This window comes from Desulfoluna butyratoxydans, from assembly GCF_900699765.1.
GTDB lineage: Bacteria > Desulfobacterota > Desulfobacteria > Desulfobacterales > Desulfolunaceae > Desulfoluna > Desulfoluna butyratoxydans.
The window spans coordinates 124,264-151,180 of the sequence record NZ_CAADHO010000007.1 but is presented as its reverse complement, the minus strand read 5'-3'; the positions used below and the strand labels follow the sequence as shown (position 1 = coordinate 151,180).

At 60.1% G+C, this 26,917-nt stretch carries 26 protein-coding genes; 11 read left to right on the top strand and 15 right to left on the bottom strand.

The window, feature by feature from the left end; all coding sequences use genetic code 11:
- Positions 1-191 precede the first annotated feature (191 nt).
- From MSL71_RS18675 to MSL71_RS18660, 4 genes are all read left to right on the top strand, one after another.
- Positions 192-1,568, top strand: coding sequence for a monomethylamine:corrinoid methyltransferase (locus tag MSL71_RS18675; RefSeq protein WP_180143311.1), 1,377 nt, complete (start codon positions 192-194; stop codon positions 1,566-1,568).
- Positions 1,569-1,706: 138 nt separating this feature from the next.
- The gene (locus tag MSL71_RS18670) at positions 1,707-2,360 is read left to right on the top strand and encodes a cobalamin B12-binding domain-containing protein (RefSeq protein ID WP_180143309.1); all 654 of its coding nucleotides are present in this window, start codon (positions 1,707-1,709) and stop codon (positions 2,358-2,360) included.
- Positions 2,361-2,731: 371 nt separating this feature from the next.
- Positions 2,732-3,628 carry a GTP-binding protein gene (locus MSL71_RS18665; RefSeq protein WP_180143307.1) on the top strand — a complete coding sequence of 299 codons (897 nt, stop codon included), beginning with the start codon at positions 2,732-2,734 and terminating at the stop codon, positions 3,626-3,628.
- 89 nt (positions 3,629-3,717) lie between these two features.
- Positions 3,718-4,446, top strand: coding sequence for a DUF1638 domain-containing protein (locus MSL71_RS18660; RefSeq protein ID WP_180143305.1), 729 nt, complete (start codon positions 3,718-3,720; stop codon positions 4,444-4,446).
- Positions 4,447-4,485: 39 nt separating this feature from the next.
- Here the strand turns inward: MSL71_RS18660 and MSL71_RS18655 are convergent, their stop codons facing one another.
- The 8 genes from MSL71_RS18655 to MSL71_RS18620 form a co-directional block, all read right to left on the bottom strand.
- Positions 4,486-4,716, bottom strand: coding sequence for a VF530 family protein (locus MSL71_RS18655; protein ID WP_180143303.1), 231 nt, complete (start codon positions 4,714-4,716; stop codon positions 4,486-4,488).
- A 212-nt stretch (positions 4,717-4,928) separates the two neighbouring features.
- Positions 4,929-5,660: a type 2 periplasmic-binding domain-containing protein gene (locus MSL71_RS18650; RefSeq protein ID WP_180143301.1), complete on the bottom strand. Its 732-nt coding sequence runs from the start codon at positions 5,658-5,660 to the stop codon at positions 4,929-4,931.
- A gap of 653 nt (positions 5,661-6,313) precedes the next feature.
- Complete coding sequence (gene hisD / locus MSL71_RS18645) at positions 6,314-7,624, bottom strand: histidinol dehydrogenase (protein ID WP_180143299.1); 1,311 nt, start codon at positions 7,622-7,624, stop codon at positions 6,314-6,316.
- 492 nt (positions 7,625-8,116) lie between these two features.
- Positions 8,117-8,254 carry a hypothetical protein gene (locus MSL71_RS18640; RefSeq protein WP_175469871.1) on the bottom strand — a complete coding sequence of 46 codons (138 nt, stop codon included), beginning with the start codon at positions 8,252-8,254 and terminating at the stop codon, positions 8,117-8,119.
- Positions 8,255-8,456: 202 nt separating this feature from the next.
- Positions 8,457-9,290: a zinc transporter ZupT gene (gene zupT, locus MSL71_RS18635; protein ID WP_246317825.1), complete on the bottom strand. Its 834-nt coding sequence runs from the start codon at positions 9,288-9,290 to the stop codon at positions 8,457-8,459.
- Between the two features lie 76 nt (positions 9,291-9,366).
- Positions 9,367-10,044, bottom strand: coding sequence for a DUF2293 domain-containing protein (locus MSL71_RS18630; RefSeq protein ID WP_180143298.1), 678 nt, complete (start codon positions 10,042-10,044; stop codon positions 9,367-9,369).
- 65 nt (positions 10,045-10,109) lie between these two features.
- Positions 10,110-10,958, bottom strand: a complete 849-nt coding sequence (locus MSL71_RS18625; protein ID WP_180143296.1) for a hypothetical protein — start codon at positions 10,956-10,958, stop codon at positions 10,110-10,112.
- A gap of 126 nt (positions 10,959-11,084) precedes the next feature.
- Complete coding sequence (locus MSL71_RS18620; protein WP_180143294.1) at positions 11,085-11,774, bottom strand: hypothetical protein; 690 nt, start codon at positions 11,772-11,774, stop codon at positions 11,085-11,087.
- Positions 11,775-12,087: 313 nt separating this feature from the next.
- On the opposite strand from MSL71_RS18620, the gene rapA reads away from it, so the two are divergent.
- The 3 genes from rapA (at position 12,088) to MSL71_RS18605 (ending at position 16,351) form a co-directional block, all read left to right on the top strand.
- Entirely contained in the window at positions 12,088-14,862 is a 2,775-nt protein-coding gene (gene rapA, locus MSL71_RS18615; RefSeq protein WP_180143292.1) for an RNA polymerase-associated protein RapA, read from the top strand.
- 175 nt (positions 14,863-15,037) lie between these two features.
- Positions 15,038-15,505, top strand: a complete 468-nt coding sequence (locus tag MSL71_RS18610; protein WP_180143290.1) for a hypothetical protein — start codon at positions 15,038-15,040, stop codon at positions 15,503-15,505.
- 3 nt (positions 15,506-15,508) lie between these two features.
- Positions 15,509-16,351, top strand: coding sequence for a DNA ligase (locus tag MSL71_RS18605; RefSeq protein WP_180143284.1), 843 nt, complete (start codon positions 15,509-15,511; stop codon positions 16,349-16,351).
- A 9-nt stretch (positions 16,352-16,360) separates the two neighbouring features.
- Here the strand turns inward: MSL71_RS18605 and MSL71_RS18600 are convergent, their stop codons facing one another.
- From MSL71_RS18600 to MSL71_RS18580, 5 genes are all read right to left on the bottom strand, one after another.
- Positions 16,361-16,945 carry a manganese efflux pump MntP gene (locus MSL71_RS18600; RefSeq protein WP_246317824.1) on the bottom strand — a complete coding sequence of 195 codons (585 nt, stop codon included), beginning with the start codon at positions 16,943-16,945 and terminating at the stop codon, positions 16,361-16,363.
- Between the two features lie 93 nt (positions 16,946-17,038).
- Entirely contained in the window at positions 17,039-17,656 is a 618-nt protein-coding gene (locus MSL71_RS18595; RefSeq protein WP_180143282.1) for a fused DSP-PTPase phosphatase/NAD kinase-like protein, read from the bottom strand.
- 40 nt (positions 17,657-17,696) lie between these two features.
- Complete coding sequence (locus tag MSL71_RS18590) at positions 17,697-18,032, bottom strand: AzlD domain-containing protein (protein WP_180143280.1); 336 nt, start codon at positions 18,030-18,032, stop codon at positions 17,697-17,699.
- A complete protein-coding gene (locus MSL71_RS18585; RefSeq protein WP_180143278.1) occupies positions 18,029-18,736 on the bottom strand; it encodes an AzlC family ABC transporter permease in 708 nt (235 codons plus the stop codon). Before MSL71_RS18585 ends, MSL71_RS18590 begins: the two co-directional genes overlap by 4 nt.
- Before the next feature lie 162 nt (positions 18,737-18,898).
- Positions 18,899-20,245 carry an OmpP1/FadL family transporter gene (locus MSL71_RS18580; RefSeq protein ID WP_180143276.1) on the bottom strand — a complete coding sequence of 449 codons (1,347 nt, stop codon included), beginning with the start codon at positions 20,243-20,245 and terminating at the stop codon, positions 18,899-18,901.
- Positions 20,246-20,850: 605 nt separating this feature from the next.
- Here MSL71_RS18580 and MSL71_RS18575 point away from each other — a divergent pair.
- From MSL71_RS18575 to MSL71_RS18565, 3 genes are all read left to right on the top strand, one after another.
- A complete protein-coding gene (locus MSL71_RS18575; protein ID WP_180143274.1) occupies positions 20,851-22,326 on the top strand; it encodes an aspartate aminotransferase family protein in 1,476 nt (491 codons plus the stop codon).
- A gap of 67 nt (positions 22,327-22,393) precedes the next feature.
- On the top strand, positions 22,394-23,032 hold the full coding sequence (locus MSL71_RS18570; protein WP_180143272.1) for a class II aldolase/adducin family protein: 639 nt from the start codon (positions 22,394-22,396) through the stop codon (positions 23,030-23,032).
- Between the two features lie 12 nt (positions 23,033-23,044).
- Entirely contained in the window at positions 23,045-23,710 is a 666-nt protein-coding gene (locus MSL71_RS18565; RefSeq protein WP_180143270.1) for a class II aldolase/adducin family protein, read from the top strand.
- A gap of 34 nt (positions 23,711-23,744) precedes the next feature.
- Here MSL71_RS18565 and MSL71_RS18560 read toward each other — a convergent pair whose 3' ends face one another.
- Together MSL71_RS18560 and MSL71_RS18555 are read right to left on the bottom strand one after the other, a co-directional pair.
- Positions 23,745-24,338, bottom strand: coding sequence for a TetR/AcrR family transcriptional regulator (locus tag MSL71_RS18560; RefSeq protein WP_180143267.1), 594 nt, complete (start codon positions 24,336-24,338; stop codon positions 23,745-23,747).
- A 25-nt stretch (positions 24,339-24,363) separates the two neighbouring features.
- Complete coding sequence (locus MSL71_RS18555) at positions 24,364-25,971, bottom strand: xylulokinase (RefSeq protein ID WP_218951077.1); 1,608 nt, start codon at positions 25,969-25,971, stop codon at positions 24,364-24,366.
- A gap of 257 nt (positions 25,972-26,228) precedes the next feature.
- On the opposite strand from MSL71_RS18555, the gene MSL71_RS18550 reads away from it, so the two are divergent.
- Complete coding sequence (locus MSL71_RS18550; RefSeq protein ID WP_180143263.1) at positions 26,229-26,906, top strand: HAD family hydrolase; 678 nt, start codon at positions 26,229-26,231, stop codon at positions 26,904-26,906.
- Positions 26,907-26,917: the final 11 nt, after the last annotated feature.

Here is a 26,917-nt window from a genome sequence, read left to right as displayed (position 1 = left end):
GCGGCGCCGGACACTCCGCGACACAATGGCGGTCAGCACCGTCTCCCATCGCATTCAACAGGGGAGACACCTCGACAGGACACACCCAGCAACGACCATGCGACAGTGGAAGCGGTCCACTGCCGTAAACATCAGGCCGTACGGACACCGGCTGGATAGACTCAACACTCTCTCTGGGAGGAGACAGGCCCATGAAAATCATCGACATCTACCGACGATGCCTCAACGGCGAAGAAATGAACGAAAACGATTACGACATCAATGTTGTTTTCCCCGCCATGATGCAGATGGCCCAGAAGTACAACATCAAATACAACTCCGAAGACCCGGTCTCGTCCGATGACGACCTGGCCGACCGCGTCTTCGAGGCTGCCCTTGAGTTCTTTGTCCATGCCGGCATGTACTGTCAGGACACGGGCCGTGTGGTGAAGTTCACCAAAGAGGAGGTCCTCTATGCCATCAGCGAATCGGCCCGCCCCCGCTGCATCGGCGGTGAAAAGGAGAGCCGCAGGGAGTGGCGCTGCCGCAAGCCCGATGAAAACTCCCGACCCTGGTGCCACATCGGTTCCGGCATCTACACCAGCAACGACGACCTCTTCCTCAAGCTGGTGGAAGGGTATGCCCGCATCGACCGGGCAGACTCCATGGCCATCCCCACCCTGATGAACGACCCCGACGGCCAGGGCGACCCCAACGTCCCCTTTCACCCCTCAGAGGTCATGGCCTGCATCCACAACATGAAGCTGGCCCGCAAGGCCACCGAAAATGCCGGTCGCCCCGGTTTCCCCGTGTTCAACGTGGTCCCCGCCTCCGGCGGCCCGGTCAGCACCCTGGCGGCCAGCCACCCCAACTGCGGCACCCGGACATCCGACGGCTGGCTCTGCGCCTTCTACCCCGAGTACAAGCTGAAGATGGACACCCTGAACAAGATCTGCTTCCTCCAGGAGATCGGCGGCAACATCGCCGGTGAGGCCAGCACCCTTTTGGGCGGCTACTGCGGCGGCCCCGAAGGCATTGCCGTGGGTGTCACCGCCTACGCCATGATGTCCTGCATGCTGGGCGCCCAGTACTTCCTCAACTTCCCGGTAACCCTCAAAGGCGCCATCTCCACCTCGCGCCCGCTCCTCTGGGGTCTGGGCCTCGGTTCACAGGCCATCTCCCGCAACATCCACCTGCCCACCTACAACTCCGGCTACTCAGCCGCAGGGGCAGGCACCAAGGAGTACTTCTACCAGTCAGCCGCCTACATCCTCACCGGGGTCACCTCCGGGGTTACCACCGGTACCCCCTTCCCTGCTGCGGGCGTCAAAATGGACGGCATGACACCCCTTGAGGCCAGATTCCACACTGAAATGGCCGACGCGGCCCGCCAGCTCACCAGGGCCCAGGCCAGCCCCATCGTGGTCAAGCTCCTGGAAAAATACGAGCACACCCTGGACACCCCGGACCTGGGCATGACCTACCCCGAGCTCTTCGACCTGGACACCAACACCCCCAAGGCGTTCTACCAGAAGATGTACGAGGAGGTGAAAGCCGACCTCGTGGAGCTGGGCGTGCCCATCAAGTAAGCCCGATGCACACCCCGCAGGGGCCGGGCCGACAGTCTGGCCCCTGCACACCACAGACTGCATACCGGAATGACCAACCCCATTCCGGGCCATACATTTAGAAAACACCCGATCAGGTAAGAAACAAAGGAGTACACCATGTCCCAGACCCATTTTGACAACCTTCGCGATGCCATCACCTCCCTCAACGCAGCCGCTGCTGCCGACACCGCCACCCAGGCCATTGCCGAGGGTGTGGAGCCCGTGGACCTCATCACCAACGGCATCCGCGCCGGCCTCGACATCATGGGCGAAAAATTCACCAACGGCGACTGCTTCCTGCCCGAGCTGATGCTGGCAGGCCGTGCCGCAGACTCCGCCGTTGCCATCATCGAGCCTGCCATGCTCGCCTCCGGCAACGCCGATGAAAAACTGGGCAAGGTGGTCATGGCCACCGTCAAGGACGACCTCCACGACATCGGCAAGAACATCGTGGCCCTGATGCTGCGCTCCGCCGGTTTTGAGGTCATCGACCTGGGCTGCGACAAGTCCAAGGAGGAGATCTTTGCCGCCGCAGAAGAGAACAACGCCGACATCGTGGGCCTCTCCACCCTCATGACCACCTGCATGGCCTTTATCCCCGAGTTCGTTGAGCTCCTCAAATCCAAAGGCGTGCGTGACAACTACAAGGTCCTCGTGGGCGGCGCCCCCCTGAACCCCCAGTTTGCCGAAGAGTCCGGCTGCGACGGCTACGCCGCAGACGCCTCCAAGTGCGTGGAAATGGCCAAGCAGCTCATGGGCATCGCGGCCTAACCCGGATATTTCATGAGAAAACAAACACCCAAGATGAAAGCTACATGACTTCAGGATGTTACAACGGAAAAATCAGCTATTCCGAAAATGCAAAATGTAAATCAGGATTTGCTGTTTGATTTTCTCACCCTTCGGGCGAGACGGGTGCAATCATCTGCTGCTCTGATGCCTTGCACATGAGCGCACCCGACTCGTGAAATATCCGGGCTAAGGTATGATTCAAGGGGTTTGCCCTGCCCCATGCCTGCAAAAAAGAAAACCCGCCCCCCCACCGGAAAAATCCCGGATTTCGGGGAGCGGGTTTCCCTGTTTTCAAACACGGAGAAAACAGGTATACCGGTCACCTGACATGCATAAAAAGGAGTCTTGCCATGAAAACCCCCATTATTGTTCTCACCGGCTTTTTAGGAAGCGGAAAAACCACCCTCATGCAGTATCTCCTCCATGAGTTCCCGGACAAGAAGGTGGCCGTGCTGGTCAACGACTTCGGCGAGGTCCCCGTGGACGCCGCCCTCCTCTCCGGACGGGGCATACCCGACGACATGCTCTACGAGGTCAACGGCGGGTCCATCTTCTGCGCCTGCCTCAAAGACAACTTTGTCCTCGGCCTCAAGGCCCTCACCGAATGCAGCCCCGACCTCATCCTGGTGGAAGCCTCGGGCATGGCCGACCCCTCGGGCATCGGGCCCATGATCCGAAATGCCGGGCTGGGGGACGCCTGTGAGCTGATGTGCACCCTCTGCGTCTTTGACGCCATCAAGAGCCTCAAACTTGCCCAGAACCTGGCCACCATCGAGCGCCAGGTGGCAAACGCCCACTACATTCTCCTCAACAAAACCGACCTTGCCACCTCCGGAGAGATGGAGGCCGCGACAGCCTACATCCGCAAGATCAACAGCCGGGCCGTGATCTTCCCGACCCGCAAGTGCCGTTTCAACGTGGACCTCCTGAAAAAAGAGATGGAAAGCCCCTTTGCCATGATGCCCAGCCTCAACACCTCGGACAACCGGCCCGACGCCTTCACCGTGGAGAGCATCAACGGATCGGTGGACGCGTTTCTCGAGGCCCTGAATCGCGAAGAGGATCTCCTGCGGGTCAAGGGATGCCTTACGGAAAACGGTCGCCACTACTACATCTCCGACACCGGCGCGGAGATCGAGAAAAGGGAAGAGGCAGAAAACTTCACCCCTGTGGTGGTCATCACCATGCAGGACAAGGGCGAAGCGGTCAGGCAGCACCTTGCCGACGCAGGGTTCCTTGCCGCGTAAGCGAAGCGTTTTCACCAAGAGGCCTGCCCGGGACGGGCTGAACCGTGTCGCACAGAAAAAGGCACTGTTTTTTTCAGGGAGAACAAACGATGAAGATGGCTGTGATTGCCTGTGAGGTGATGCGATATGAGCTGGAGATGCTGTGCAGGGACGTGGAAAAGGCCCCTGCCCTCCATTTTCTAAAGCAGGGGCTCCACGACACGCCGAAGCTCTTAAAGCAGGAGGTCCGGGCCGCCATCGCCAGGGTGGAAGCGGAGGCCCCGGAGCTTACCCGCATTGTTTTGGGATATGGGTTGTGCGGCAAAGGGCTCGATGGCGTTGCCGCAGAACGCTGCGAGCTGGTCATCCCCAGGGTCCATGATTGCATACCCCTTCTTGTGGGATCGGTTTCCGCACACCGGGAAGCCCACAGCCGGGAGTGCGGCACCTACTGGTTCTCCCCGGGGTGGCTCACCTGGTCGGTAATACCCTACCTGGACAACCGGACGACTCGCCTTGCCCACTACGTGGAAAAATACGGTGAAGGCCGGGCCGAACTCCTCATGCAGATGGAGGACGGGGTCCTTGCCAACTACACCCGGGCCTGCCTCATTGAGTGGCCCGGCCTGGGAGAGGCGTACCGGGAGCAGGCCGAAGAAGCCGCCGGACGCTCCAACCTGCCCCTGGAAACCATGAAAGGTTCCCCCGCCTACCTGAAGCAGCTCCTCTCCGGCACCTGGGACGATACCCGGTTTGTCCGCATCCCCCCCGGGCACACCGTGTGCCAGAGCATGGACCCCGACGAGGTGATCACGTCGAAAAAAACCGCCCGGGGGTAGGGACCTGGCCCCGGAGACCAGCAGTCCCGGGTATTGCTTTTATGCTCGCGTTTTCTTGGGGAGGGCAAGGTAGAGCTGTTCCACTTTTTTCCGTGCCCAGGGGGTCTTTCGAAGAAATTTCAGGCTGGATTTTACCGACGGGTCGATGTTGAAGCATCGGATATTGATGCGGCTGCCCAGGGCCTCCCAGCCATAGTGGGCAACCAGGGCGGTCACGATCTGTTCCAGGGTCACCCCGTGCAGGGGGTTGTTCACTTGCGTCTCACTCATAAAGGGCAGCGCCTTCCTTCATCATAAAAAAACGTGCAGTCGGTAAGGAACTGGCCCTGCCGGTACCACAGGCTTTCGGTGGGTAAACAGATTGAGCCGGGGCATACCTGCCCGGCCTGTCCCCTTGTACACCCATCAGGGATCAATCCGCAACGCTATCTTCATCGCTACGATTCCGCTTATGCCTCCAAAGGCCATTTTAAACGAAACCGTTACTCTGACTCTTTATCTTTATTTATATTTTTATCTTTGGTGGCCGAGGCCTCTTCCAGCAACCGCCTCAACAGAGCAAGACGCGCCCTGTTCTCCGTGTCGTTTCTGAAAGCCACAACCAGTTCTCTTTTCACGACCACGGCCAAGGGCTCGATGTTGTGGATCCCTTCCCTCTCCGCCAGGAACATCATCACATTGGGATCGGTCACGGCGACCATATGGCGCCCCCTGGCCAGCTTCTTCAACAGGGACATATCGTTGGGCGCACCGTCCACATGATGGGGATAGGCAGCCATGGCATCGCTGACGGGCCGGGGGTAGACGTAGGTTTTCACCACCCCCACCACATGGGTCCTGAACAGGGCATCCAGGCCGTCATAGGAAAGTGAACCTGATGAGTTCTTCATCACCGCCACCTCGGACCAGCTCACAGGCGGAGATGCCACAAAATCAGCCCCGACCTCCTCGGGCCATGCCGGAAAATAGCCCACATACTCCCCGGACCGCGCCCGAGCCTGTGCCCTGGGCCAGGGGTAGAACTCCACCAGCAGCCGAATCCCCTCTTTCCTGAGGAGCTCCCTGAGCTTCTGGATGGCGCTCCCCTGGTGTGCCAGACAGGCCCCGGAATACGGCTCCCAGTTCAACGAGGTGATCTTCCAGACCTCCTCTGCACCGGCACACGCCGAAGAAAAGACAACAAACGCCCAAAGGGCCAACACCACAGGTTTCATATCGTCCCCCCTGATACGCGTTCACACAACATCCCCAAAGAACACCACATTCTCTCTGCAAAATCAAGATAATGGCCCATACATCCCCCTTGCCTTAAAGCGCACAACAAAAAAAAGGGCCGCACCCTGTTCGGGGGTGCGGCCCTTTTTCATCATCGTGTCTGCGTCGGGAAAACCTCGCCTTCAAGGCCTCCCCGGGAGGACATCCGCCTGCTGCATGTGGGGGCATGGAACAGGCGGCATGAAACCAGACCGAAAAAGGCCGGGGGCGTTAGGGTACCTCCGGCCTTCTTCAGAATGTAAGGAGAGAAGTCGGCAGCCCGGCAGGATATCTCCTGCACCACATGTCCAGCTTGTCGCGTGCCAACGGTCCAGTTGCACGCAGGCTGCCTCGGTAATCAAGGATTACTCATATGTAAACCCGAAAGGCAATGTGGCGTCCATCGCCTGGCGGGGTGGAAAAATATATGTAAACCCGACATGAAAATCGCATCACAGGAAGTGCCGTCTCATCCCTGTAGCATAGCACTCCCTGTGTGCGTCGGGATTATGTCTTGCTTGCACTCCCGGGCCCGGGGAAGGTAATCGGGCCCCAGGAGGGTGGAGCTTGGATGGGCATCACCGATCAGGTCGTCCGATGATGCCCCAATCCCTTAGTACTTGGTCTGCTCGTATACTTCGAAGTCCCACTCTTCGTTGGGGAAGAACTTGCGCAGACGCCAGTCACAGGCGCGGGCGTGGCCTTCCATGCCCTCCACTCGGGAGAGACGGGAAGCAGCACCGCTGACAACTTTGTTGGCCTCGGGCTTGATCTCCTGGTAGGTCATGATCTTCAGGAACTTGTGTACGTTCAGGCCACCGGACATGTAACCGGCCTTCTTGGTGGGAAGGATGTGGTTGGTGCCGGAGCACTTGTCGCCCTGGGGTACGGTGGAACCTTCGCCGAGGAAGAGTGAACCGTAGTTGGTGAGACGCTGGGTCCACCAGTCGAGGTCTTCAGCCATAACCTGTACGTGCTCGGAAGCGTACTGATCGCTGACCTTGGCAACCTCTTCACGGTCTTCGCACAGAACGATCTCACCGAAATCCCTCCAGGAGGTGGCGGGGGTGTCGGGATCGGGCATGTCGGCGATGACTTTGGGCATCAGCTCGTTGACCTTCTCGGCCAGCTCGCGGCAGTCGGTGTGGAGCCATACGGGGGAGTCGAGGCCGTGCTCTGCCTGGGAAACCAGGTCGATGGCAACGGTCATGGGATCGGCGGTCTTGTCGGCGATCACAGAAGACTCGGTGGGGCCGGCGAAAACGTCGATGGCGCAGCGGCCGGTACCGGCCAGGATGGCTTTGGCTTCAGCAACAAAGGCGTTGCCGGGGCCTACGAGGATGTTGGCGGGCTTGCCGGAGAAGAGACCGAAGGCCATGGTGGCAACGGCCTGAACACCACCCATCTCGATGATGATATCGGCGCCGGCAAGTTCCATGGCGTAAACCACGGCAGGGGCGATGCTCTCACCACGGGGGGGGGAGCAGGCAACAACGGTTTTTACGCCGGCAGCCTTGGCAGTGGCAACACTCATGATGGCGGAGCAGGCGTGGGCGAAACGACCGCCGGGAACGTAGCAACCGGCTACTTCCATGGGGATGACCTTCTGGCCGAGGCGAACGCCTTCGAGGGTCTCATTTTCGAACTCAACGATGCTCTCACGCTGAGCCTTGGCAAAACCGAACACCTGATCGTAGGCAAACTTGAGGTCGTCCTTAACACGCTGGGGGACCTGCGCGATGAGAGCCTGCTTCTTCTCTTCGGAAAGGATGAAGTCACCTTCCCAGTTGTCGAATTTTTTGGCCAGTTCGCGAACCGCCTCTTCACCTCGGGCTTCGATGTCCTTGAGGATGCCCTCGACGATCACGCGTTTCTGATCACTTACTTCTTCAAAGCTAAGCTCTGCTTTCTTGATAAATTCCATTGACACACTCCACATGTATATAAAATCAATCCAAAAAACTGCGTTTGACCCCTCACAACGTGAGGATGAATCATGTATAGCTGCGGTCAGTAATTGTGTCAATATTTTTCATAATCTTTTTTCGAATTTATTTTATAAAATATGTTCATACAATCTCACATCTTCACCACCACCCCGATAGTTCATCGAATTAATTGAAGATCAAAACAAGCCCACCTGATACATCCGTCACGGGGATCTCCGGCTGACATGCACCGTTCCCCCTGCTGAGGTCCCCTTCGGTTTCCAAAGGGACCCTTTTGCCACCCGCCCGTTGTTCCTTTATTATAAGCGTGGCCTCCACCCCTGCCCCATGACAAAACGTGCCGCACTCTGGGGGCCAAAAGGCCAGTCAGCCCCACAAAACAAGAAAGGCGCTGACTGAGCAGCGCCTTTCAAAACCAATGTGTCTTTGCCCCGGGACCTTACCCGGGGCATGGTGCGGGCATGGGCCTATCCCGCCACATCGATGCCGAGGTCACACCCGAGGGGGCCTTCGCACTCCAGGTTCGGGGTCCTGACGTCAATGTGTCCTTCCTCTCGCTCCTCATCGGTTTCAATGTAGTTGTGTTCGGTTTCGGTAAATTTCATGATATGTTGTCCTCCCGGATTTGGGATTGTTTTTTTATTGGGTTTTCAACAGGGTAAATCCTTTGTTACCTCTCAAGATAAGATCGATTGTTTTTGTGTCAAATAATTTTTTTAGCCTTGCCTAAAATTATACGCAAAAAAAACCGGTTTCATCGCCGCTCAGGCAGGAGCGGCTCTGAAACCGTTTTTTTTTGTGCCGCCCTCAGGCAAAAAGAAGAAGACTGAGGGCCATGACGGCCATTCCGGCAATGACCCCATAAATGGCATGGTGATGCTCCCCGTATTTTTCTGCGGTGGGCAGCAGGCCGTCCAGGGAAATAAACACCATGATCCCGGCAACCGAGGCAAAAAGAAGCCCGAAGACCATGTCGTTGAAATAGCGCATAAAGATAAGATACCCCACCAGGGCCCCCACCGGTTCCGACACCCCGGAGAGAAACGAATACCCGAAGGCCTTTTTCCGGCTGCCCGTGGCGAAGTAAATGGGGACGGAGACAGCGATCCCTTCCGGGATGTTGTGGATGGCGATGGCCACGGCAATGGAGATACCCAGGGTGGGATCCTGCAGGGCGCCGGTGAAGGTGGCCAGTCCTTCCGGGAAATTGTGGATCCCGATGGCAAGGGCCGAAAACATGCCCATGCGAAGGAGCGCCCCGTTTTTGGCATCCACCGCGGCGGCTCCGTTGGGTCCCAGCTCCTCGATTTTGTGATATTCATGGGGGTTTTCAAAGGAGGGTACCAATTTATCGATGATCCCGATGACGGCGATCCCCCCGAAAAAAGCCAGGGTGGTGTACCAGTAGCCCAGGGTAGGTCCCACAGCCACGGTCAGGGAGTCCCTTGCCTTGACAAAAATCTCGATCATGGAGACATAGATCATCACACCGGCGGAGAATCCCAGGGACACGGCCAGGAACTTGGTGTTGGTCTTTTTGGTGAAGAACGCCAGGGCGCTGCCGATGCCGGTGGAAAGCCCGGCAAAGGCCGTGAGCCCGAAGGCAAAAAGGACAGTGCTCATTGGGATCGCTGTGGACATGGGGGCTCCAGTACGTCGGCTGGGGTTGGAAGGGGCACACCGGAGCTTTTATTTTGAAGGAGTGTTCCCCTTTGTGTCAACGGTTTTTCGCAAGGGCCTGCTCCAGGGGAGAGGCATCCAAAACCTCTCCGCGCCGGTACGCTTCCAGCAGGGACTCGGACTCTTTGGCCAGGCGACGCCGGACCCTCCGCCGCTCTCCCTTGACGCGGGCAATTCGCAGGTTGTCGTAGGCGGTTGTCTGATGGCGCAGCCAGGCGATGACGGCGGCACTGGCCCTCTCCTCGATGGGAATGCGACGGGTACGCGCCACGGTGCCGCTCCCCACAGGGGATGCATGGGCGGTCACGGCCGTGGCCAGCTCCTCGGCAAGCCCCTGGTAGCGGGGATGAAACCGTAAAAACGCCAGCACGGCCCCCTTGAAATCCTCCACGTAGGAAACCTGCTCTTTTTCCCGGCGCGCCTTGTCCGAGGCGCGCTTCTTCTTGTAGGCCGGGGTCTCCCGTTCCCTTTCCAGGACGTCCCGAAGGGAACCAATGGTCTCGGCAGGGGCCCACACCCCTCTGGAAAAGAGCTTTCGTCCGCGTTTCTCCTGCACCTGCCAGTGGGGACCGGCCTTTTTCACGCGCCTTGTCAGCGCCGCATCGCCGGGAGGCAGCAGCTCCCACCCCTCCGGTGCTTCGAGGGTCTCTCCTTTATCACTGATCACCTGCCTTGCGGCCTTTCCCGGTCTGACGACCCGACTCTCTTCCGGCATACCCGTCCTTACGTTTGTTTCTCTGCTGTTAACACGTCTGTGCCCTGCCTGCCGACCCTGTCAGGTCACGGGGCGTTCTCCGGTACGGCAGGCGGCGCATAGAGCCACCGCAAAATCGCACCGGCCTCTTCCGACGGCTGAAAGGCCACTGCCTCATAATACGACGTGACCAGGCGGCAATAGGTGGCCCGGTCCTCTTCGTCCATAACATAGCGACCGGGGTCCGCCAGAAGGCGAAGGTCCCGGCCGTAGGTGCCGCGAAGCTCTTCCATTACGGGCGCCACAGCCCTGTCGAATGCCGCGCGGCTGGGGGCGGGGTGCCCCCCGTGGGATGCGGACTCCAGCACCTCGATGAACACACCGGTGTAGAGGGCCCGCGTCTCTCCCTTCAAAAAATGGGGCCGATTGGCCTCAGCACCCGGCGCGATCCCCATGGTCAGGCAGGCATCCTGCTGCTCCCACGCCGTATCCTGGAGCTCACGCAACATCGCCTGCATGTAGTGCACAAGGGCCGTATCCGAAGCGTGGGGAAGGTGGTCGCGAAGAGACCGGGAAAGGATTCCGTTGACCTCAAACGACGCATACGCCTGGGCCATGGAGTCAAGGTCCGAGGAGACCATGGCTGCCACCAGCTCCCGGTACCGTTGCGGGTCATGGTCTTTTAACGCCTTGCACACCGGGTCTTTTGACAGCCGGACGGCAAAACGGTCCGCAGGGGGCGGAGGGGGGCCCAGGGCAGCCACGGGAATGGGCACGAGAAAACGATCGATGAGCATGCAGCTCACGCAAAAAAGCAGGAGATAGAGGCCGCTTGAGGCCAGGACCCCGCCCCTTGTCATCTGCCTCAACTCAAGGGCCGGGGGCACACACAGAACCGCTGAGACCCCCACCAGCAACCACGGTGACACATCCATAAAACGCCTGCCAGGTCCGTTACATGATCCAAGGATAAACAAAAAAACAACGGCAACTATTCAGTGATGCCTCCGGCAGACCGCCGGAGGCAAGGTGAAGCTGGCTTGCCACAGAAACACGGGACATCAGGGAGTTTCCTCACCAGGGGTGGCTGAGCCGGTCCGACCCGACACCTGCTCCATCATCTCCTTGTAGAGTTCGGTCACCGCGGCATCCACACCGGTGCCATCCTCGGACATGGACGCCATGGCCTCCTGGATCAGCTCCCGGACATCCGGAATCTGCCCCATGGTTTCCCGGGCCTTGGCCCTGGCCAGCAGCGCCTCGTAGAAGTCCTCGTAGGACTGGGCGGAGTCGTTCTCCAAATCAGGGGAGAGCCCCTGGGGCTCGGAATCCACGCCCTCGGCGCCCCCTTCGTTCACCAGCTGCATGTAAAGCTCCAGGGCTTTTTTATACTCCGGGTTGTTTTGCAACGCACTGGATGCGGAAAAAGCATCTTCAGGCGCCACGGAGGCAAAGGGGTCGGCCTGCTCCATCACCCCCTGAATTCGCCGGTTGTAGGCATCCATCAGGGCGTCTGTGGAACTGCTGGGCTTGGTGATCTCCACGTCGGAAGGGGGAAGGTTCTCCTTTTCCCCTTCGGGGACACGGGCCTCTGAAGGCGCATCGCCAGCGGTATCGCCATACGATGCCGCCCCGACAAGCGACGGCGGGGCAGCCAGCCATGCCAGCACCATCGCAACTGCCAGGACACGCCCGGCACCTGCGATGCAGGACCTCGTCCGGGAAGTCATGCCGGTGTTTTCCTTGTTCATGCTCTCACCTCGCTTTTCTTGGCGGACCGTCGTCGCCCTCGTTCGTAAGTATCTCCGGGCCGGGAAAAGGCCACGAATCCATCATGTTTCATGATGCATAATCTCAGGACAAATTTCAACAGCGACTTCCCGTGATGCCGGGGCGGAAAAACACTCCCCCCTGCGCGCCTCGCCCGGCCGCCCCCCACAAATCCCGCAGAATAATCTGGATATTTAAAGCCGTTTGGTATATTTCATCGGGCGTTTTGCCATGGTGCCATGGCCGGGACTCAAATTCACACGACATTATCATAAGGTGAAGGAAAGAGCATTGATGAATCCATTTGTTGTGGGCCAGCGCTGGGTCAGTGAAACCGAACCGGAACTTGGACTGGGCACGGTCTGCGCCGTGGAGTCGCGGCGGGTCACCGTCCGGTTTGAAGAGAGCGACTGTACCAGGCAATACGCCGCGGCCGCCGCTCCCCTTCGCCGCGTCACCTTCCAGCCCGGAGACGCTGTCACGAGCCGCAGCAAGACCACCTTTTCCGTGGACACGGTGGAGGAAGTGGAAGGGATCCTTGTCTACTGCGGCAACGGGCTGCAACTGCCGGAGTCGGAGCTTTCCGATACCCTGGGCGTCTCCGCGCCCCTGGACCGGCTGACAGGCGGTTTTTCAGATGGGTCCGAACTCTTCGACCTCCGCGCCGAGGCCATCTCTCACCATCTGTCGGCCAAGGCCTCTCCGGTGCGTGGATTCTTAGGGGGGCGCGTGGACCTCATCGGCCACCAGTTCCACATCGCCCGGGAGGTTGCCCAGCGCCGCCTTCCCCGTGTGCTCCTGGCAGACGAGGTGGGCCTGGGAAAAACCATCGAGGCCTGCCTTATCCTCCATCGCCTCCTTCTCACCGAGCAGGTCTCCAGGGTCCTGATCCTCGTCCCGGACGCCCTGATACACCAATGGTTCGTGGAACTCCTGCGGCGCTTCAATCTCCACTTCCGCATTGCAAACGAAGAGCATCTAACGGACTCAGCCCAGCGCGACCCGGCATCCAACCCCTTTACGGACGACCAGCTGATCCTGGCCCCCATGGCTGTTCTGGAAACGAAGCAAACCATGGGCCACGCCCTGAACGCTGGCTTTGACATGGTGGTGGTGGACGAAGCCCACCACATGGCCCCCCAAGGACGCTCCTTCCAGAGTGTGGAGGCGCTGGCCCGCACCAGCCGGGGGCTGCTTCTTCTCACGGCCACACCGGAACAGATGGGGCGAAAGGCTCACTTTGCCCAGCTTCGCCTCCTGGACCCGGCCCGCTACCCCGACTTCGACGCCTACCAGAAGGAAGCCGAGGGCCACCGACGCATCGCCACCCTCGCCGGAAAGCTCCTGGACAACGAAACGCTCACCGCCTCGGAGCAAAAAGCCCTCTCCACCCTGACAACGGCTCCCCAAACCGATGGTCCGGCCATGGTGGACGACCTTCTGGACCGCCACGGCCCCGGCCGCGTCATTTTCCGAAACACACGAAAAACCATCCAGGGATTTGCAGGCCGTATTCCCAACCTCTGCAGCTTAAGCGCCCCGGAACCATCCCTTGCCCTTCACCGGGAAGAGCTGCGCCACGACACACAGCAGGACGTGCCCATGCCCGGGCTCGCCGAGGATCCCAGGATCCACTGGCTGGCACAGCAGCTCAAGGCCCACCGGAATGAAAAGTTCCTCGTCATCTGCACCTCCCGGGACAAGGCCCTGGCCATCGAATCGGCCCTTGGGCACCACCTATCCGTCAAAATCGCCCTTTTTCACGAAGAGATGCCCCTTATCCGGCGGGACCGAAACGCCGCCTGGTTCTCGGAAAAAGACGGTGCACGGCTTCTCATCTGCTCGGAGATCGGCAGCGAAGGGCGAAATTTCCAGTTCGCAAGGCACCTGGTCCTCTTTGACCTGCCCGTCAACCCGGAGAAGGTGGAGCAGCGTATCGGGCGCCTCGACCGCATCGGCCAGGAGCACAACATCACCATCCATGTCCCCTTCCTCGCCCGGAGCGCCACCGAGATTGCCGCGCGATGGTACGACGCCGTGGGACTCTTTTCACGCTGCGTTCCCGGCCTTCACACCATCGGAGCCGCCTTCAGAACCCGCCTCGACGACCTCATGACAGAGGCCACGGGCACCGGTTCCTTCCCCGAAGCAGCCCTGACCGCGCTCCTTGCCGAAACCCGCGATTTCACCCAAGAGCTTGCGGCAACCCTGGAAAAGGGGAGGGATCGCCTCCTGGAGCTTACGGCCAACCGCCCGGAACGCATCAAAGGGCTGCTGGACAAGGTCAAAGAAAGCGACAGCGACACGGCCCTTCCCCACTTTATCCTCCGCCTCTTCAGGCACCACGGCATCGAGGTGGACAGCGCAGGTGAAAAGGCTCTCCTTCTGGGGCTCAAGGAGAGCGACGAGCCCTCCCTTCCCCTTCCCCCCTTCCGGCGCAACCCGCTGGTGGCCACCTTTGACCGCGCCACCGCCCTGAAACGCGAAGAGATCGAATTCCTCACCGCTGACCACCCCATGGTGGTGGGCGCCCTGGAATCCTTTCTCGGATCCGAAACCGGCAACGCGGCCCTGGCCTGTCTCCCGGGGGCCGGGGAACACGGGCTCCTTCTGGAGCTCATCGGGGTTCCCGAGTGCGTGGCCCCTGCCCGCCTGGGTGTGGATCGGTTTCTTCCCACGGTCCCCTTTCGCATTGCCCTGAACCACCAGGGAGAGGTCGTCCCCGCCCGCCGGGTCGCCGACACCCCTGCCGAGCCCCTGGAGGACCTTCCGCCCTCCTGGCTCTCCGACCACCCTGAGCTGGCACGGGAGCTCCTCCCCGTGCTCATGGAAAAGGGAACCGCGGCAATGGATGCCGAGGGCCGCACCCTTACCCGTACGGCCACCGCAACCATGGCATCCTTCATGGACCGCGAAATCTCTCGCCTCACCGCCCTCAAGGCCACCAACCCCGACGTCACGGAGGCGGATATATCGGCCCTTGCCACTGAAAAGCAGGCCATGGCAACGGCTTTGAAAGGGTGCAGGGTCCGTCTGGACGCCCTGCGCCTGGTGCTTCTGATGCCCTGACAGCCCCCTTCCGAAAGTCTGTTACGGGCCTTTCGGGACCGGGGCGTAAACACCTTTCGCACACACAATAAACAGTGATCCGCTGTTCTATCCTTGATCATTGTCGCGATTTCGCGTATTAGTTAGGTATCCATCGTCGCCATACAACCTTACCAATCACAGATTGGAGATATGTATGCCCCAGTTTCTTTTTGCCCTGCTTCTCACCTTCGGTACGGAAAACGCCAACTTAAACACCCTTCCCGCTGAGTCCACCTGGCTCCACGGTCGGTGGCTCCACGTGGCGGTGGCGTCGGAGAGCGCCCCGGGCGAGGTGTCCAAGGCCCTCAAATGTCCACGGGAAAAACACCTCCTGCTCTTCAGCCCCGACGGCGATCTGCGAAAATACTCCCCCACCAAGGGCTGGGACCGGCTCCTGCTGGATGTGTCGGTGACGGACGACACCGTCACCCTCAAGCACCAGAACCGGGACCGGTTTTCTCTTGTGGCCCGTAAAACCGACGACGGTTACCTGAAGATGTGCACCCCCGGCCACGGCGAGTTCTACTACAAAAAACTCGACCCCAAAACCCGGCTTGAAGAGATCGACTTCGCCCGGCCCCCGGCCATGTCCCCATCCGGGCCCATGGATACCGGGAGTTGACCCATGCCCCGCCTCCCTCGGTGCCTGAGCCTGATCATTCTGGGGCTCCTCTTCCTGGCCCCCTGCCCCTCCCCGGCCTCCCCCCCGGTACTGCAGAAAGCCGCCGCTTACTCCGGCGATGAACAGGTCGCCGGATGGTTCATGAGCGAAAAGCTCGACGGAATTCGCGGCTACTGGACCGGCACTGCCCTTATCACCCGTAAGGGAAAAACCATCCATGCCCCTGCCTGGTTCACCCGGGATTTCCCCCCCTTTGAACTTGACGGCGAACTCTGGAGCGCGCGCGGAGATTTTGCCTTTATTCAGCGCACCGTCATGGATCACACCCCGTCGGAAGGATGGCGGCGAATCACCTACAACATCTTCGAGGTCCCCAACGCCCCGGGGCCCTTTCCCCACCGCCTGGACCGCGCCAGGCGCTGGTTCAAATCCCACCCCGAAACCCCGGCACGCATCATCCCGCAGATTCCCTGCAAAGGCCCCGAGCACTTAGAGCACGTCATGGCGGATATCAAGGGCAAGGGTGGCGAAGGCCTCATCGTCAAAAACCCGCACCTTGCCTATCACACCGGCAGGTCGCCCCACGTTCTCAAGGTCAAGCACGCCTCGGACATGGAGGGGACCGTCATGGGCATCAATGAGGGCAAAGGAAAATACAAGGGAATGATGGGGAGTCTTAAGGTCAGGCTGGATAACGGGGTGGAGTTCAACCTCGGCACCGGATTTTCCGATGAGGCGCGACAGAATCCTCCCCCCCGGGGAGCGGTGGTCACTTTCAGGTACCACGGCTTCACCCACACCGGAAAACCGCGGTTTGCATCCTTCATGAGGGTCCGGACAGACTGATACCGCCCGTTATCCCCCCAGACAGCCATGTTCGTAGAGGATATGAAATCCGATGAGGAAAAGCACCACGCCGCCGAAGATCTCGGCCCAGTGCCCCAGGCGGGACGAGGAGGCGAACCGGCTGCCGAGCTGCATGCCCAGAAGGGTAAAGGTTGAGGCGGTTATGCCGATGACAACGGCAGGAAACGCGATGGCCACATCCAGGACGGACATGGAAAACCCCACGGCCAGCGCATCGATACTGGTGGCGATGGAGAGAACCACGAGGCTCACGGAGCGTGTAGGGTCCTGGGCGCCCTCGGCCTCCTCGTCTTCATGGAACGCCTCCCAGATCATCTTGCCGCCCACAAAGGCAAGGAGCCCGAAGGCAATCCAGTGATCAAAGCTCTCCACAAAGGAGCGGACATTCACCCCGAGGCTCCACCCCAGCACCGGCATCATGGCCTGGAACAGGCCGAAGTGCCAGGAGAGGCGAAACATCTGTCTGGGATTCACGGTCTTGAGCCTGATGCCCACGGCAACGGCAACGGCAAAGGCATCCATGGCAAGGGCCACGGCAAGGGAGATCAAAGGAATCAGTTCCACAGCACACACGTCACAATCGGATCCTTACCCCACCCCCCGCCCCGGAGTCCTCTCCGAAGCCGTCGGCATGGTGAAAGGGTATCCATCTAAAAAATTGTCAGGTTAACACACCAGTCCGGGCATCCGCCGAAACAAAGGGCACATTACCCCCGCCTGGAAAAAATCGTCGGTGAAATCTTCTTTTAAGGCATCCACGTCAAGGTCCCGGATCCATGCAGGCAGATGAAACCAGATACTGTGGAATCCGTACCCCCCGTTTACCATCTCTTCAATGGCCGCCTCTTTGGTCCACCCCTGCACCACCACCCGGTACAAGGCCCCCATGACCCCGGTTCGATCGGCACCGTGCCAGCAATGAAACAACACGGGCCGGTTGGAGGGATCCGACACAATGGAAAAAAACTGGGCGGCCCTCTGCTCATCCGGGGCCCAGGCCTTCATGGGGACCCTCATCAGGCGAAGGCCCGTGCCCTCGGCCTCATCCGTATCCGAATGAAACAACCTCAGGTTGACCACCGTCTTGAACCCCGCAGAGTCCAGATTCTTCATGCCGAGGGCCGAAGGCTGCGCGCTTCGATAGACGCCCTCATCGATCCGATACAGGTTGGGTACCCCCTCGATGTGCACCGGGTCCCCCCAATCCGTAGGCCTGAACTGTTCCTGGCCGTAAGCCGAAGCGCCCATGGCCAGACACACCGCCAGAATCATCATGATCCGCATCGCGTGCCCCCTGCAACATAAGGTTCGAAGCAGCCCTCTCTCAGCCCCACGTCCCCGTCACCCACTGGAGGCCCCAGAGGGAGACAAGGCCGGAGGCAAGGGTCCAAAAGACACTTCGTCTCCAGAGGGCCACGGCAAGGGCAATGCCCCCGGCCAGGAGCCGAAGGTTGCCCACAGAGAGGTCCAGAGTGCCGCCGTGCATAAAGACAGAGGGTGTGACAAGGGCCGGAAGCACAGCCGCCGGAACCAGGCGAAGGGCCCTGGTAAGCTTGGGGTGAGGCTCCCTGTTCCGTTGCAAAAGGAGAAAGGCCCCCCGCTCGGAAAAAGTCACGGCACCGCAGAGCAACGCCACCAGGAAAAAAGCGTCGTGGCTCATGATACCCTCCCTTGGGCACCGGAGTCAAAGAGCATCCCTGCGCCGATGCCTGCCAGCGCCGCTGCAATGATGTTGAGCCCGCAGGGGAGACCTGCTGCAGCCACGGCCGTGACACCGGAAACCAGGGCCGCCGCAAGGGTCGGCCGATCCTGGACCGCCGGTACCAGAAGGGCCATGAAGGTCAGGGGAACCCCGAAGTCAAGGCCCCACCCCTCCGGAACGCCGGCCCCCAGAAGTACGCCCAAACCGTTGCACACATGCCAGGCCACGAAAACGGTCACCCCGGCCCCCATGGTGTAGGCAAAAGGATACCGGCACCCTTCGGGCTGGTTGAATTTTGTCAGGGACAGGGCGTACGCCTGATCGGTCAGGAGATAGGAGAGCATGGGCCGCCAGCGGCCGGGCACCGGCTTGAAGTGCGGGGCGATGGAGGCGCTGTACATCACAAAGCGAAGGTTGATCACCAGGGCAGTGAGCACCATCACCACAGCCGGAGCCCCCGCCACAAAAAGATGGGTCACGGCAAGCTGGGCCGCCCCGGCAAAAATCACCACGGGAATCACCACCGCCTGCCACACGGGAAGCCCCGCCTCCACAGAGGCGATTCCGCAAATCAAGGCAAAGGGGATCACCCCCAACATCAACGGAAGGGAGGCTCGCACCCCTTCCAGAAACACCGCCCGCTTCTCATCACACCAGCCCATCACATCCTCCGGCCATACATAAAAAATCAACGCCGACTGTCTTACAGCAATGGCAGGAGAAAAGGAAAGGGAAAGGGGAAAAAACAAAGAAAGCCCCGGCAGGACGTCATGGACCTGCCGGGGCCCGTGGCATGAACAGATCAGATAACGCTGCAAGGGGTGTTAAAAGGTAAAGTTGGCACCCAGGGCAACGGTGGTGGTTGCGTTTTCGGTCTTTATCTCGAGCCCGGTGTTCTGATCGGTAATGGTCTCATCATCCCAGATGGTCCTGGCGATGGCCGCGTTGACCTCCACCGTCTTGGTAATCTGCCAGGAGACGCCCCCGCACACCTGCCAGTTGTCCGAGTACAGCACCTCGTAGGACCCGATATTGGCCGAATAATACCCGTCGATATCGTTCCAGAGGAAATCGGTGTAGACAGTTCCGATGCTTGTGGCAAGGCCCTCGGTCCACTGGATGGTCCCTGTGATACCGCAGGACTGGGTGTCTCCGGCCATATCCGAGATATCCCTGCCCTGGGCGTCTGTTCCCCAGTCCGCATCTTCCTGAAACCAGTAGCTGTAGTTGGCTTCCAGGTAAAATCGTTTCAGGATATCCCAACCGACACCAACCCCCAGCATGGCCGGAAAATCCCGGGGGTTCTCCGCGCCATCCACATACAGGCCGAGGTTGTCCTGCTTGACATCGGCCTCAAAATCCAGCTCCACTTTGGACTGGTATTGAACCCCGATGTTCAACCGTTCCGTAAGGTTGAGATTGAGCCCCAGGATATACCCCGCGCCCTCGGCACTCTCCTCGACATCCACTTTGTTGTCACTGAACCCACCGGCAGCGATAACACCATTAAACAAGGGGTTGCCTGATTCAACTGCAACGGTCCCCTCAATGCTGTTGTCCGCATCGATATAGCGGCCCCCCAGGGCCACCGACACCATGTCGTTAAACTTGTACGTCCCGCCCAGGGTAAAGGTGAGGTACATGGATTCCGCCTCAAGGCTCTCGTTGGAGGTGGAAAGGGTCGCAAACACATCATTGCCCGTAAGCCCTCCACCGATGAAGTCAGCCACCCCTTTGGCGATATTCCCGGGAATCAGCACATTGGTGGTATAGGACCCGGTGGGGTAATCAACCACGGCACCGCCCCCGGGGATATAAAACCCGCCCCAGAGCGCCCAGTTGTCTCTGTTGTACGCCGCATAGATATTGGGAAGAAAAGGATCGTCCCCGTCCTGCTCGAAGCTTTTCTCCCCCATGCCCGCGTTATAGGAGTGCTCAGGCTCTCGCCGCATGCTCTGGTTGCCGATGTTGATGGCCACACCATCGGCCAGCTCCGTGATGCCGCCGGGGTTGTAGACCACGATATCCGCCCTGTCCGTTGCGGCATTTCGGTTGGCGGTCCGCATCCACTCCACACTCATGTTGGACAGGTTGTCGATGTTGGCCAGAAGATCCGTGGAGACAAGACAGACTGCCACCAGCACTGCACTGAAGAGAACCGATCGTTTCATACCACCCTCCCTGGTCGTGAAGATGGTTCGCCGCCCATGGAAACAAAAGGCCTGAAGACTCAGGTGACCGAGGGACGGTCCTCCCGGCAAGGCCCTGTCAACCATTCGCCTGGGTCATGGAAAGCAAAACCATCTCATGATGAATGTCGCTTCGTCCAATACGCTGACGCCCATGCAACAGGTCTGGTGACCAAACGCATTTTAATCACCAAACACATATTTCCCACACAATCACTGTTCACACACATTCAAAACAGACGTTAGCCTTGGCGACCAATGTTTGTCAACCATTAACTGACCGGTCAGTGCATGCCCTCCGTACCGCTGTCGAGAGTTAAACTGACCAGTCAGTTTTTTATTGACACCCAAAAATCCTTTTTCCTATAGTGTCTCCAGAGCACTTCGTTTTCCATGTATTTACCGAAAATTAAGCCAACCGGTATTCTCGAGGGAAGGCATCCCTCAAACGCCACAGGAACCGGGCCATGGGGAGCCCTGCATGGGGCCGCAGGCACACATTCAACCGCTCAAGCGCGTTCCCTTAGAAGACCCGTTCCCGAAACAGGCATTGGCAAAAATCAAGGAACGACGAGGCAGAGACCACCATGACAAAACCTGGATATGCCATCAGCCAGTACCACGACACCGGCAAAATCTACGAACAGCTAAGCGCCCTCATCAGCCAGCCCATCCGGACCCTCCGCAAGGATGCCCTGGAGGGATACCTGGCGTACTTCGAGGAAAAATGCCCGACCTCCAAACGCATGACGGAAGACGCGGCCAAAGTTATCCCCGGAGGGGTGCAGCACAACCTGGCCTTCAACTACCCCTTCCCCCTGGCCTTTACCAAAGCCTCAGGGGCACACCTCCAGGACGTGGACGGCAACACCTACATCGACTTTCTCCAGGCAGGAGGCCCCACGGTGCTGGGGAGCAACCCCGAACCCGTCAGGGCCAGGGTACTCGACCTGCTCAACACCTGCGGGCCTTGCACCGGCCTGTTCCACGAATATGAAATGAAGTTGGCCCGGTTCATCTGTGACCGGTTCAGCGGGGTGGAGATGTTCCGCATGCTGGGGAGCGGCACCGAAGCGTGCATGGCAGCCGTAAGGGTGGCGCGGGTGGCCACGAAGAAAAAAAACATCATCAAGCTCGGCGGGGCGTATCACGGATGGAGCGACCAGCTCTCCTACGGCAACCGCATCCCGGGGATCCGGTTCCTGGAGTCCCACGGCATCCCTATGGCCTGCTTCAAATACACCCAGGAGGTTTTCCCCAACGACATCGAGGCCCTTGAAAAACAACTCAAACGCAACAGGCTTCGGGGAGGAACCGCCGCGGTCTTTATGGAACCCATGGGCCCGGAGAGCGGCACACGCCCCCTGGACTTCGACTACAACGGCCAGGTCCGCGACCTCTGCACCGCCTACGGCGCCCTCCTTGTTTTTGATGAGGTGGTCACGGCCTTTCGCATCGGCGTGGACGGGGCACAGGGATATTTCGGGATCACACCCGACCTCACCATCTTCGGCAAGGTGGTGGCCGGGGGGTACCCGTCTGCGGGGGGCATCGGCGGCAAGGCCGACTACATGGCCTGCCTGGCCGGAGGGCTCGGCGGAAAGAAATCCAAGAAAGCCCATGTGGGGGGAACCATGGCAGCCAACCCCTTAAGCGCCGCCGCCGGCTACCACACGGTGAAAATGATCGAAGAGACCAACGCCTGTAAAACGGCAGGAAAGGCAGGGGACCGGCTTACCCAGGGGCTCCAGAAGCTCATCGAGACATACGGGCTCCCCTTTGTGGCCTACAACCAGGGCTCCATCTGTCACTTGGAGACCGTGGGCACCATGCTCTTTGACATCAACCTCTTCAGGCCATGGGAGATCCCCTCCAGGATCAAGGAGATCCACGCTCGCAAAGATGTCATGACCCACATGGGGGCAGCCTACATGGCCGAAGGCCTCGTCACCCTTGCCGGCAGCCGCCTCTATACGTCGGCTGCGGACACCGACGAGATCATCGACGACGCCCTGGCCCGGTTCGAGCGTGTTTTCAAAAACATCGAAGGGGTAACGGCATAAGCTCCAGGCACGTGTGCCGCCGGTTACCTCCCGCTTATCCCCACTTACCAGAAAACAGGACAACGTCATGGAACTCAGCCAAGCCCGCGACATCGTGTACCAGGCAGGCCTCGACCTGGTGAAAGAGGGTCTCGTGGCCCGCACCTGGGGCAACATCAGCCTGCGCCTGGACGACCACTCCTTTGTGATCACCCCCAGCGGCAGGAACTACGAAACCCTGACGGCCGAGGAGATCGTTGCGGTACGCATCAACGACCTCACCCACCAGGGGGACGTGAAGCCCTCCTCCGAGAAAGGCATGCACGCCGAGGTCTACAGGCGGCGCCCGGAGATCAACGCCGTGGTCCATACCCACCAGCGCCACGCATCCACGGTGGCTGCCGCCCGAAAAGAGGTCACAGGACTCTCCGAAGACCATGCCCGGCTCCTGGGCAAAAGCGTTCGCTGCGCCGCCTACGCCCTTCCCGGCACAAAAAAACTCATGAAAGCCGCCGGTCAGGCCCTTGAAGAGGGACGCCACGCGGCCCTTCTGGCCAACCACGGGGCCCTGTGTGTCGGAAGCACCATGGAGGCGGCCTTCCGGGTGGCCCTGGAGCTGGAAGGGGCCTGCGAATCGTTCATTGCCGAGGCCTTTGCCCGGCACTACGGTACACGGGCGTCCACCATGGAAGAGATGCATGCCTGCTACCTGACAACCGCCCCCTGAAAGGAGCGCCCCATGACCATGACGTCCGTCTCCCGAACCCTCTGCGAAAACGCCCTGGCCCTGCTTTCCGAAGGGTTGTGCACCGACACCTCCGGGTGCCTGAGCGCCCGCATGGGACATCGCCTGGTGATCACCCCCGAGGACACCGGGATCTCCGAATTGTCCCCGGACGGCCTTGCCGTGGTGGACCTTGCCACGGGCGCCCCCCTTGCAGGCCCCAGGCCGGATCGCCGGTTCCCCCTGCATGCGGCCCTCTACAAAAAACGAAAGGACCTGGGCGTCCTAGTCCACGCCGATCCCCTGAGTATCCTCACCGCCTCCAAGGCAGGGCGCGAGGTACCGCCCCTTCTGGACGACATGGCCCAGCTGGTGGGCGTTTCCGCAAAGGTTGCCCGATCCTGGCCATGCCGGGGCACCGCCCCGGTGGTGGCGGCCATGAAGGGACGAAATGCCGTGCTCCTCAAAGACAGCGGCGCCCTCTGCGGAGCCGGAACCTTTGACGATGCCCGTGCCGTGGCCCAGGTCCTGGAAAAGAACTGCAAGGCCGCCATCGAGGCCACGTTCTTAGGGGGCGGTATCCGGATCAACCGTGGGGAAGCCCTTCTCATGCGCACCGTCTACCGGCTTGCCTATGCAAAAAAACGCACACAACCCGCGCCTCGGGCGGACAGGGGGTAACGCCCCAGGGTCGTCAATGCTCACGGCCATCCATCTATTCACCGTTCAACAACCCGGTGGAGAGCATGGCATGGAGGGTGGCAACGGCCTTCTCCTCGGTGGCCTCGTCGGGGTGCTGGAGCAGATGGCTGCACACGCTGTCGATGATCCCGGCAAGGGCCACGGCTGAAAGTTTCAGGTCGATCTCCTTGATATACCCTTTTTGCTGACCCCGTTCGAGCATCTCTGCGATGAACTCGATAAACCGGGAACGGACCCGCTCGATCTCCACGAGGACCGCGTCGTCGATGCCGCTTGAAATTTCATTGAAAATGATGTGGGCCAGGTCGCTGTGCTGAAGGTAGAGCCGGACAATGGAGGTCACCAGCAGCTGAAAATGCTCGGGAAAGGGAAGATCCGACACCAGTTCGGACCGGATCTGCCTGACGATCCCTTCCATCCCTTCGGTGACGGTGGCGGCAAAGAGAAGGCTTTTGCTGGAAAAATTGTAGTACAGCGTGCCCTTGGCCACATTGGCCATGACAGCAATCTCGTCCATGCGCGCCTGGTGGAACCCCTTTTGCGAAAAAATGGTGGCTGCGGCCTCAAGTATCTGCTTGCGTTTGGTGCTGGTTTTCGCGGAATCCATGGTCCTCCGATTGATTTGTCCCGTTTTATCGTCCCTGGTTCAATGCCTTGAAAAGTGATCGGTTTTTATTATAGAGCCCCTTGAACACGTCAAACTGGCGGTCATACATGGGCTTAAATTCAGTCCGGGGCTCGTAGGTTTTTGCCACCTTAATCAACGGCTTTGCCGCGGCAAAAGTGGGCATGAGCCCCAACCCCACGGCACAAACCACGGCAGCGCCTGCCGCACCGCTGTCCTGGGGGTGTGCCAGGGTCTCAATGCGTCGCCCCGTCACATCGCTCATGATCTGGCACCACACCCCGGAGCGGGCCCCGCCTCCCACGAAACGGACCGCCTCCTGCCTTGGAATCCGCGCCTCCATGGCCTCCAGCATCCACCGTTTGTGAAAGGCCACGCCCTCAAGTACCGCCCGGATCATCTGGCGCTTGCCCGTGTTCATGCCGATATTGAAAAAAATACCCCGGGCCCGGATGTCCTCCCTGGGCGCCCGATTTCCATGGAGCCAGGGCGTAAAAAGAAGGTCCCCCGCACCGGGCGGGGTTTCGTCCACGGCCTGGTTCATGAGGGCGTAAAGCGCTGCCGGGTCCACGCGTTCCGCATCCAAGCCCTTCTCCTTGAGATAAACGCCGATGGCATCCAGGGCCAGGTGGTCCCTCACCCACTGGAGACAGGCGCCCGAGGTCTCCTGCTCTGCCACGTAACTGTAATACCCGGGGATCGCCCCTGAAATCGCCGCCATGAAGTGGGCGATATCCACATACCGTTTGCCCACGTTGGAAACCACCCAGCCGGAGGTTCCCACGTAGATATGGGTATCGTGAAGATCCAGGCACCCGGCCCCGATGGTCGTCAGTGTGACGTCCCCGCCCCCGCCGAACACAGGGGTGCCGGCACAAAGCCCCAGCTCCCGGGCCGCCCGCTCCGAAAGCCCCCCCACCACGTCCGTGGCCTCCACCACCTCAGGCAAATGGGCCATGTCCACGCCAAAGGTCCTGCAAAGGCCTTTATGCCAGCCCTCCCTGCCCTGACGCGTATCGTAGACAAAGGTAATGTGGGCGGAATCCCGGGTCATGGCATACTCGCCGGTGCATCGGAGGAGAAGGTAATCCTTGACGTCCAGCCACTTGTGGACCTTTTCAAAGAGCCCGGGCTCGTGGTCTTTCACCCAATGGTACTTCCACAGAGGGTCCTTGGCCGTGGCCGCGATGCCCCCTGTGATGCGCAGGGTGTTCAAGAGGGTCAAGGCGTTGATGCCGCTGATGCGAAGCAGCCCCTTGTGCAGGTATCGGGCGATCTGTTCCGTGGCCCGGCCGTCAAGATAGACCATGGGGTTGCGCAGGGCCTCGCCGTTTTTGTCCATCAGCACCGACCCCTGCATCTGACAGCAGAACGAGATGCCCCGAACCCCGGCAGGGGGCACCCCGCTTTTGGCAAGGACCGCCTGCGTGGATCGGCACAGGGCCTCCCACCACTCGTCCACGCGCTGCTCGGCCCCCCCGTCTTCGGTCACGTACAGGGGGTACTCGGCAACCTCGGAGCCCACCTGGGTCAGGGACTCACCAATACGGTACAGGCAGGTCTTGCAGCCTGTAGTTCCGACATCGAAGGCAAGGACATGGGTCACGGGATCCACACTCACTCCTTCACAAGGTTGAGGTAGAAAAACGGGTAGCGTCGCTGATTTTTAAAGAAAACATATCCGAGGAATTGCAATGGTGTCAACAGGATAACTGACCGGTCAGTACAATATCAGGAGCCATGGAGCCCACAAGAGGGATCAACCCATTCCCTCGTCATCCCGGAATGTTGCGTCAGCCCGCACATTGACACCCTGGGAAGGCACATGGTACATACCGTCCCGGACGCCCACCCGTCACCCCAAGGAGATCCATGAGACGCACCGCCGCATTTTTCGACTTCGACCGCACCCTCATCGCCGCAGACAGCCAGCGCATGGAGGCCCTCTCCCTGCTTCGCCACCACTGCCCGGGGCCCCTTTACCCCTTTCGCCTGCTCAAGGTGGCTCTGGCCGAGCCCTTGTACAAGCGAAAGCTCATGGACCACGACCGCTTCAACCGCATCTACCTCGCCTCATACAAGGGCATCCCCATGTCCCGCCTCCGGGCCCACGCCAGGCAGCTCTACGAAACGTGCCTGAGCCCCCTTCTCTTTCCCGAGATGATGACCTGCATGGCCGCCCACAGGAAGCAGGGGCACCTTGTCATTGTGGTCTCGGCCACCAGCGGGCACCTTCTGGCGCCCTTTGTGGACGACCATGCCCCCGACGCCTGGCTCGCCACGCCCATTGAAACCGACGGCAACGATCAATGCACCGGCCGCCCGGCTGCAAACGTCTGTGTCGGAGGAGAGAAGGCTCGGGCCATCGGCCAGCTGGCCCGGACCATGGGCATCGACCTGGCCGCATCCCACGCCTACTCCGACCACCACGCGGACCTGGCCTTCCTTGAGGCCGTGGGCCATCCCACGGCGGTAAACCCCACCCCGGACCTCAAGGCGACGGCCCTGGCACGGGGATGGGCCATTGCCCACCACACCCTCACAACCTGACAAACGTGCTG

Coding starts and splice junctions, on each gene's coding strand:
- MSL71_RS18675 (WP_180143311.1), top strand. CDS start 192: ATGAAAATCATCGACATCTACCGACGATGCCTCAACGGCGAAGAAATG.
- MSL71_RS18670 (WP_180143309.1), top strand. CDS start 1,707: ATGTCCCAGACCCATTTTGACAACCTTCGCGATGCCATCACCTCCCTC.
- MSL71_RS18665 (WP_180143307.1), top strand. CDS start 2,732: ATGAAAACCCCCATTATTGTTCTCACCGGCTTTTTAGGAAGCGGAAAA.
- MSL71_RS18660 (WP_180143305.1), top strand. CDS start 3,718: ATGAAGATGGCTGTGATTGCCTGTGAGGTGATGCGATATGAGCTGGAG.
- MSL71_RS18655 (WP_180143303.1), bottom strand. CDS start 4,716: ATGAGTGAGACGCAAGTGAACAACCCCCTGCACGGGGTGACCCTGGAA.
- MSL71_RS18650 (WP_180143301.1), bottom strand. CDS start 5,660: ATGAAACCTGTGGTGTTGGCCCTTTGGGCGTTTGTTGTCTTTTCTTCG.
- hisD (WP_180143299.1), bottom strand. CDS start 7,624: ATGGAATTTATCAAGAAAGCAGAGCTTAGCTTTGAAGAAGTAAGTGAT.
- MSL71_RS18640 (WP_175469871.1), bottom strand. CDS start 8,254: ATGAAATTTACCGAAACCGAACACAACTACATTGAAACCGATGAGGAG.
- zupT (WP_246317825.1), bottom strand. CDS start 9,290: ATGTCCACAGCGATCCCAATGAGCACTGTCCTTTTTGCCTTCGGGCTC.
- MSL71_RS18630 (WP_180143298.1), bottom strand. CDS start 10,044: ATGCCGGAAGAGAGTCGGGTCGTCAGACCGGGAAAGGCCGCAAGGCAG.
- MSL71_RS18625 (WP_180143296.1), bottom strand. CDS start 10,958: ATGGATGTGTCACCGTGGTTGCTGGTGGGGGTCTCAGCGGTTCTGTGT.
- MSL71_RS18620 (WP_180143294.1), bottom strand. CDS start 11,774: ATGAACAAGGAAAACACCGGCATGACTTCCCGGACGAGGTCCTGCATC.
- rapA (WP_180143292.1), top strand. CDS start 12,088: ATGAATCCATTTGTTGTGGGCCAGCGCTGGGTCAGTGAAACCGAACCG.
- MSL71_RS18610 (WP_180143290.1), top strand. CDS start 15,038: ATGCCCCAGTTTCTTTTTGCCCTGCTTCTCACCTTCGGTACGGAAAAC.
- MSL71_RS18605 (WP_180143284.1), top strand. CDS start 15,509: ATGCCCCGCCTCCCTCGGTGCCTGAGCCTGATCATTCTGGGGCTCCTC.
- MSL71_RS18595 (WP_180143282.1), bottom strand. CDS start 17,656: ATGCGGATCATGATGATTCTGGCGGTGTGTCTGGCCATGGGCGCTTCG.
- MSL71_RS18590 (WP_180143280.1), bottom strand. CDS start 18,032: ATGAGCCACGACGCTTTTTTCCTGGTGGCGTTGCTCTGCGGTGCCGTG.
- MSL71_RS18585 (WP_180143278.1), bottom strand. CDS start 18,736: ATGGGCTGGTGTGATGAGAAGCGGGCGGTGTTTCTGGAAGGGGTGCGA.
- MSL71_RS18580 (WP_180143276.1), bottom strand. CDS start 20,245: ATGAAACGATCGGTTCTCTTCAGTGCAGTGCTGGTGGCAGTCTGTCTT.
- MSL71_RS18575 (WP_180143274.1), top strand. CDS start 20,851: ATGACAAAACCTGGATATGCCATCAGCCAGTACCACGACACCGGCAAA.
- MSL71_RS18570 (WP_180143272.1), top strand. CDS start 22,394: ATGGAACTCAGCCAAGCCCGCGACATCGTGTACCAGGCAGGCCTCGAC.
- MSL71_RS18565 (WP_180143270.1), top strand. CDS start 23,045: ATGACCATGACGTCCGTCTCCCGAACCCTCTGCGAAAACGCCCTGGCC.
- MSL71_RS18560 (WP_180143267.1), bottom strand. CDS start 24,338: ATGGATTCCGCGAAAACCAGCACCAAACGCAAGCAGATACTTGAGGCC.
- MSL71_RS18550 (WP_180143263.1), top strand. CDS start 26,229: ATGAGACGCACCGCCGCATTTTTCGACTTCGACCGCACCCTCATCGCC.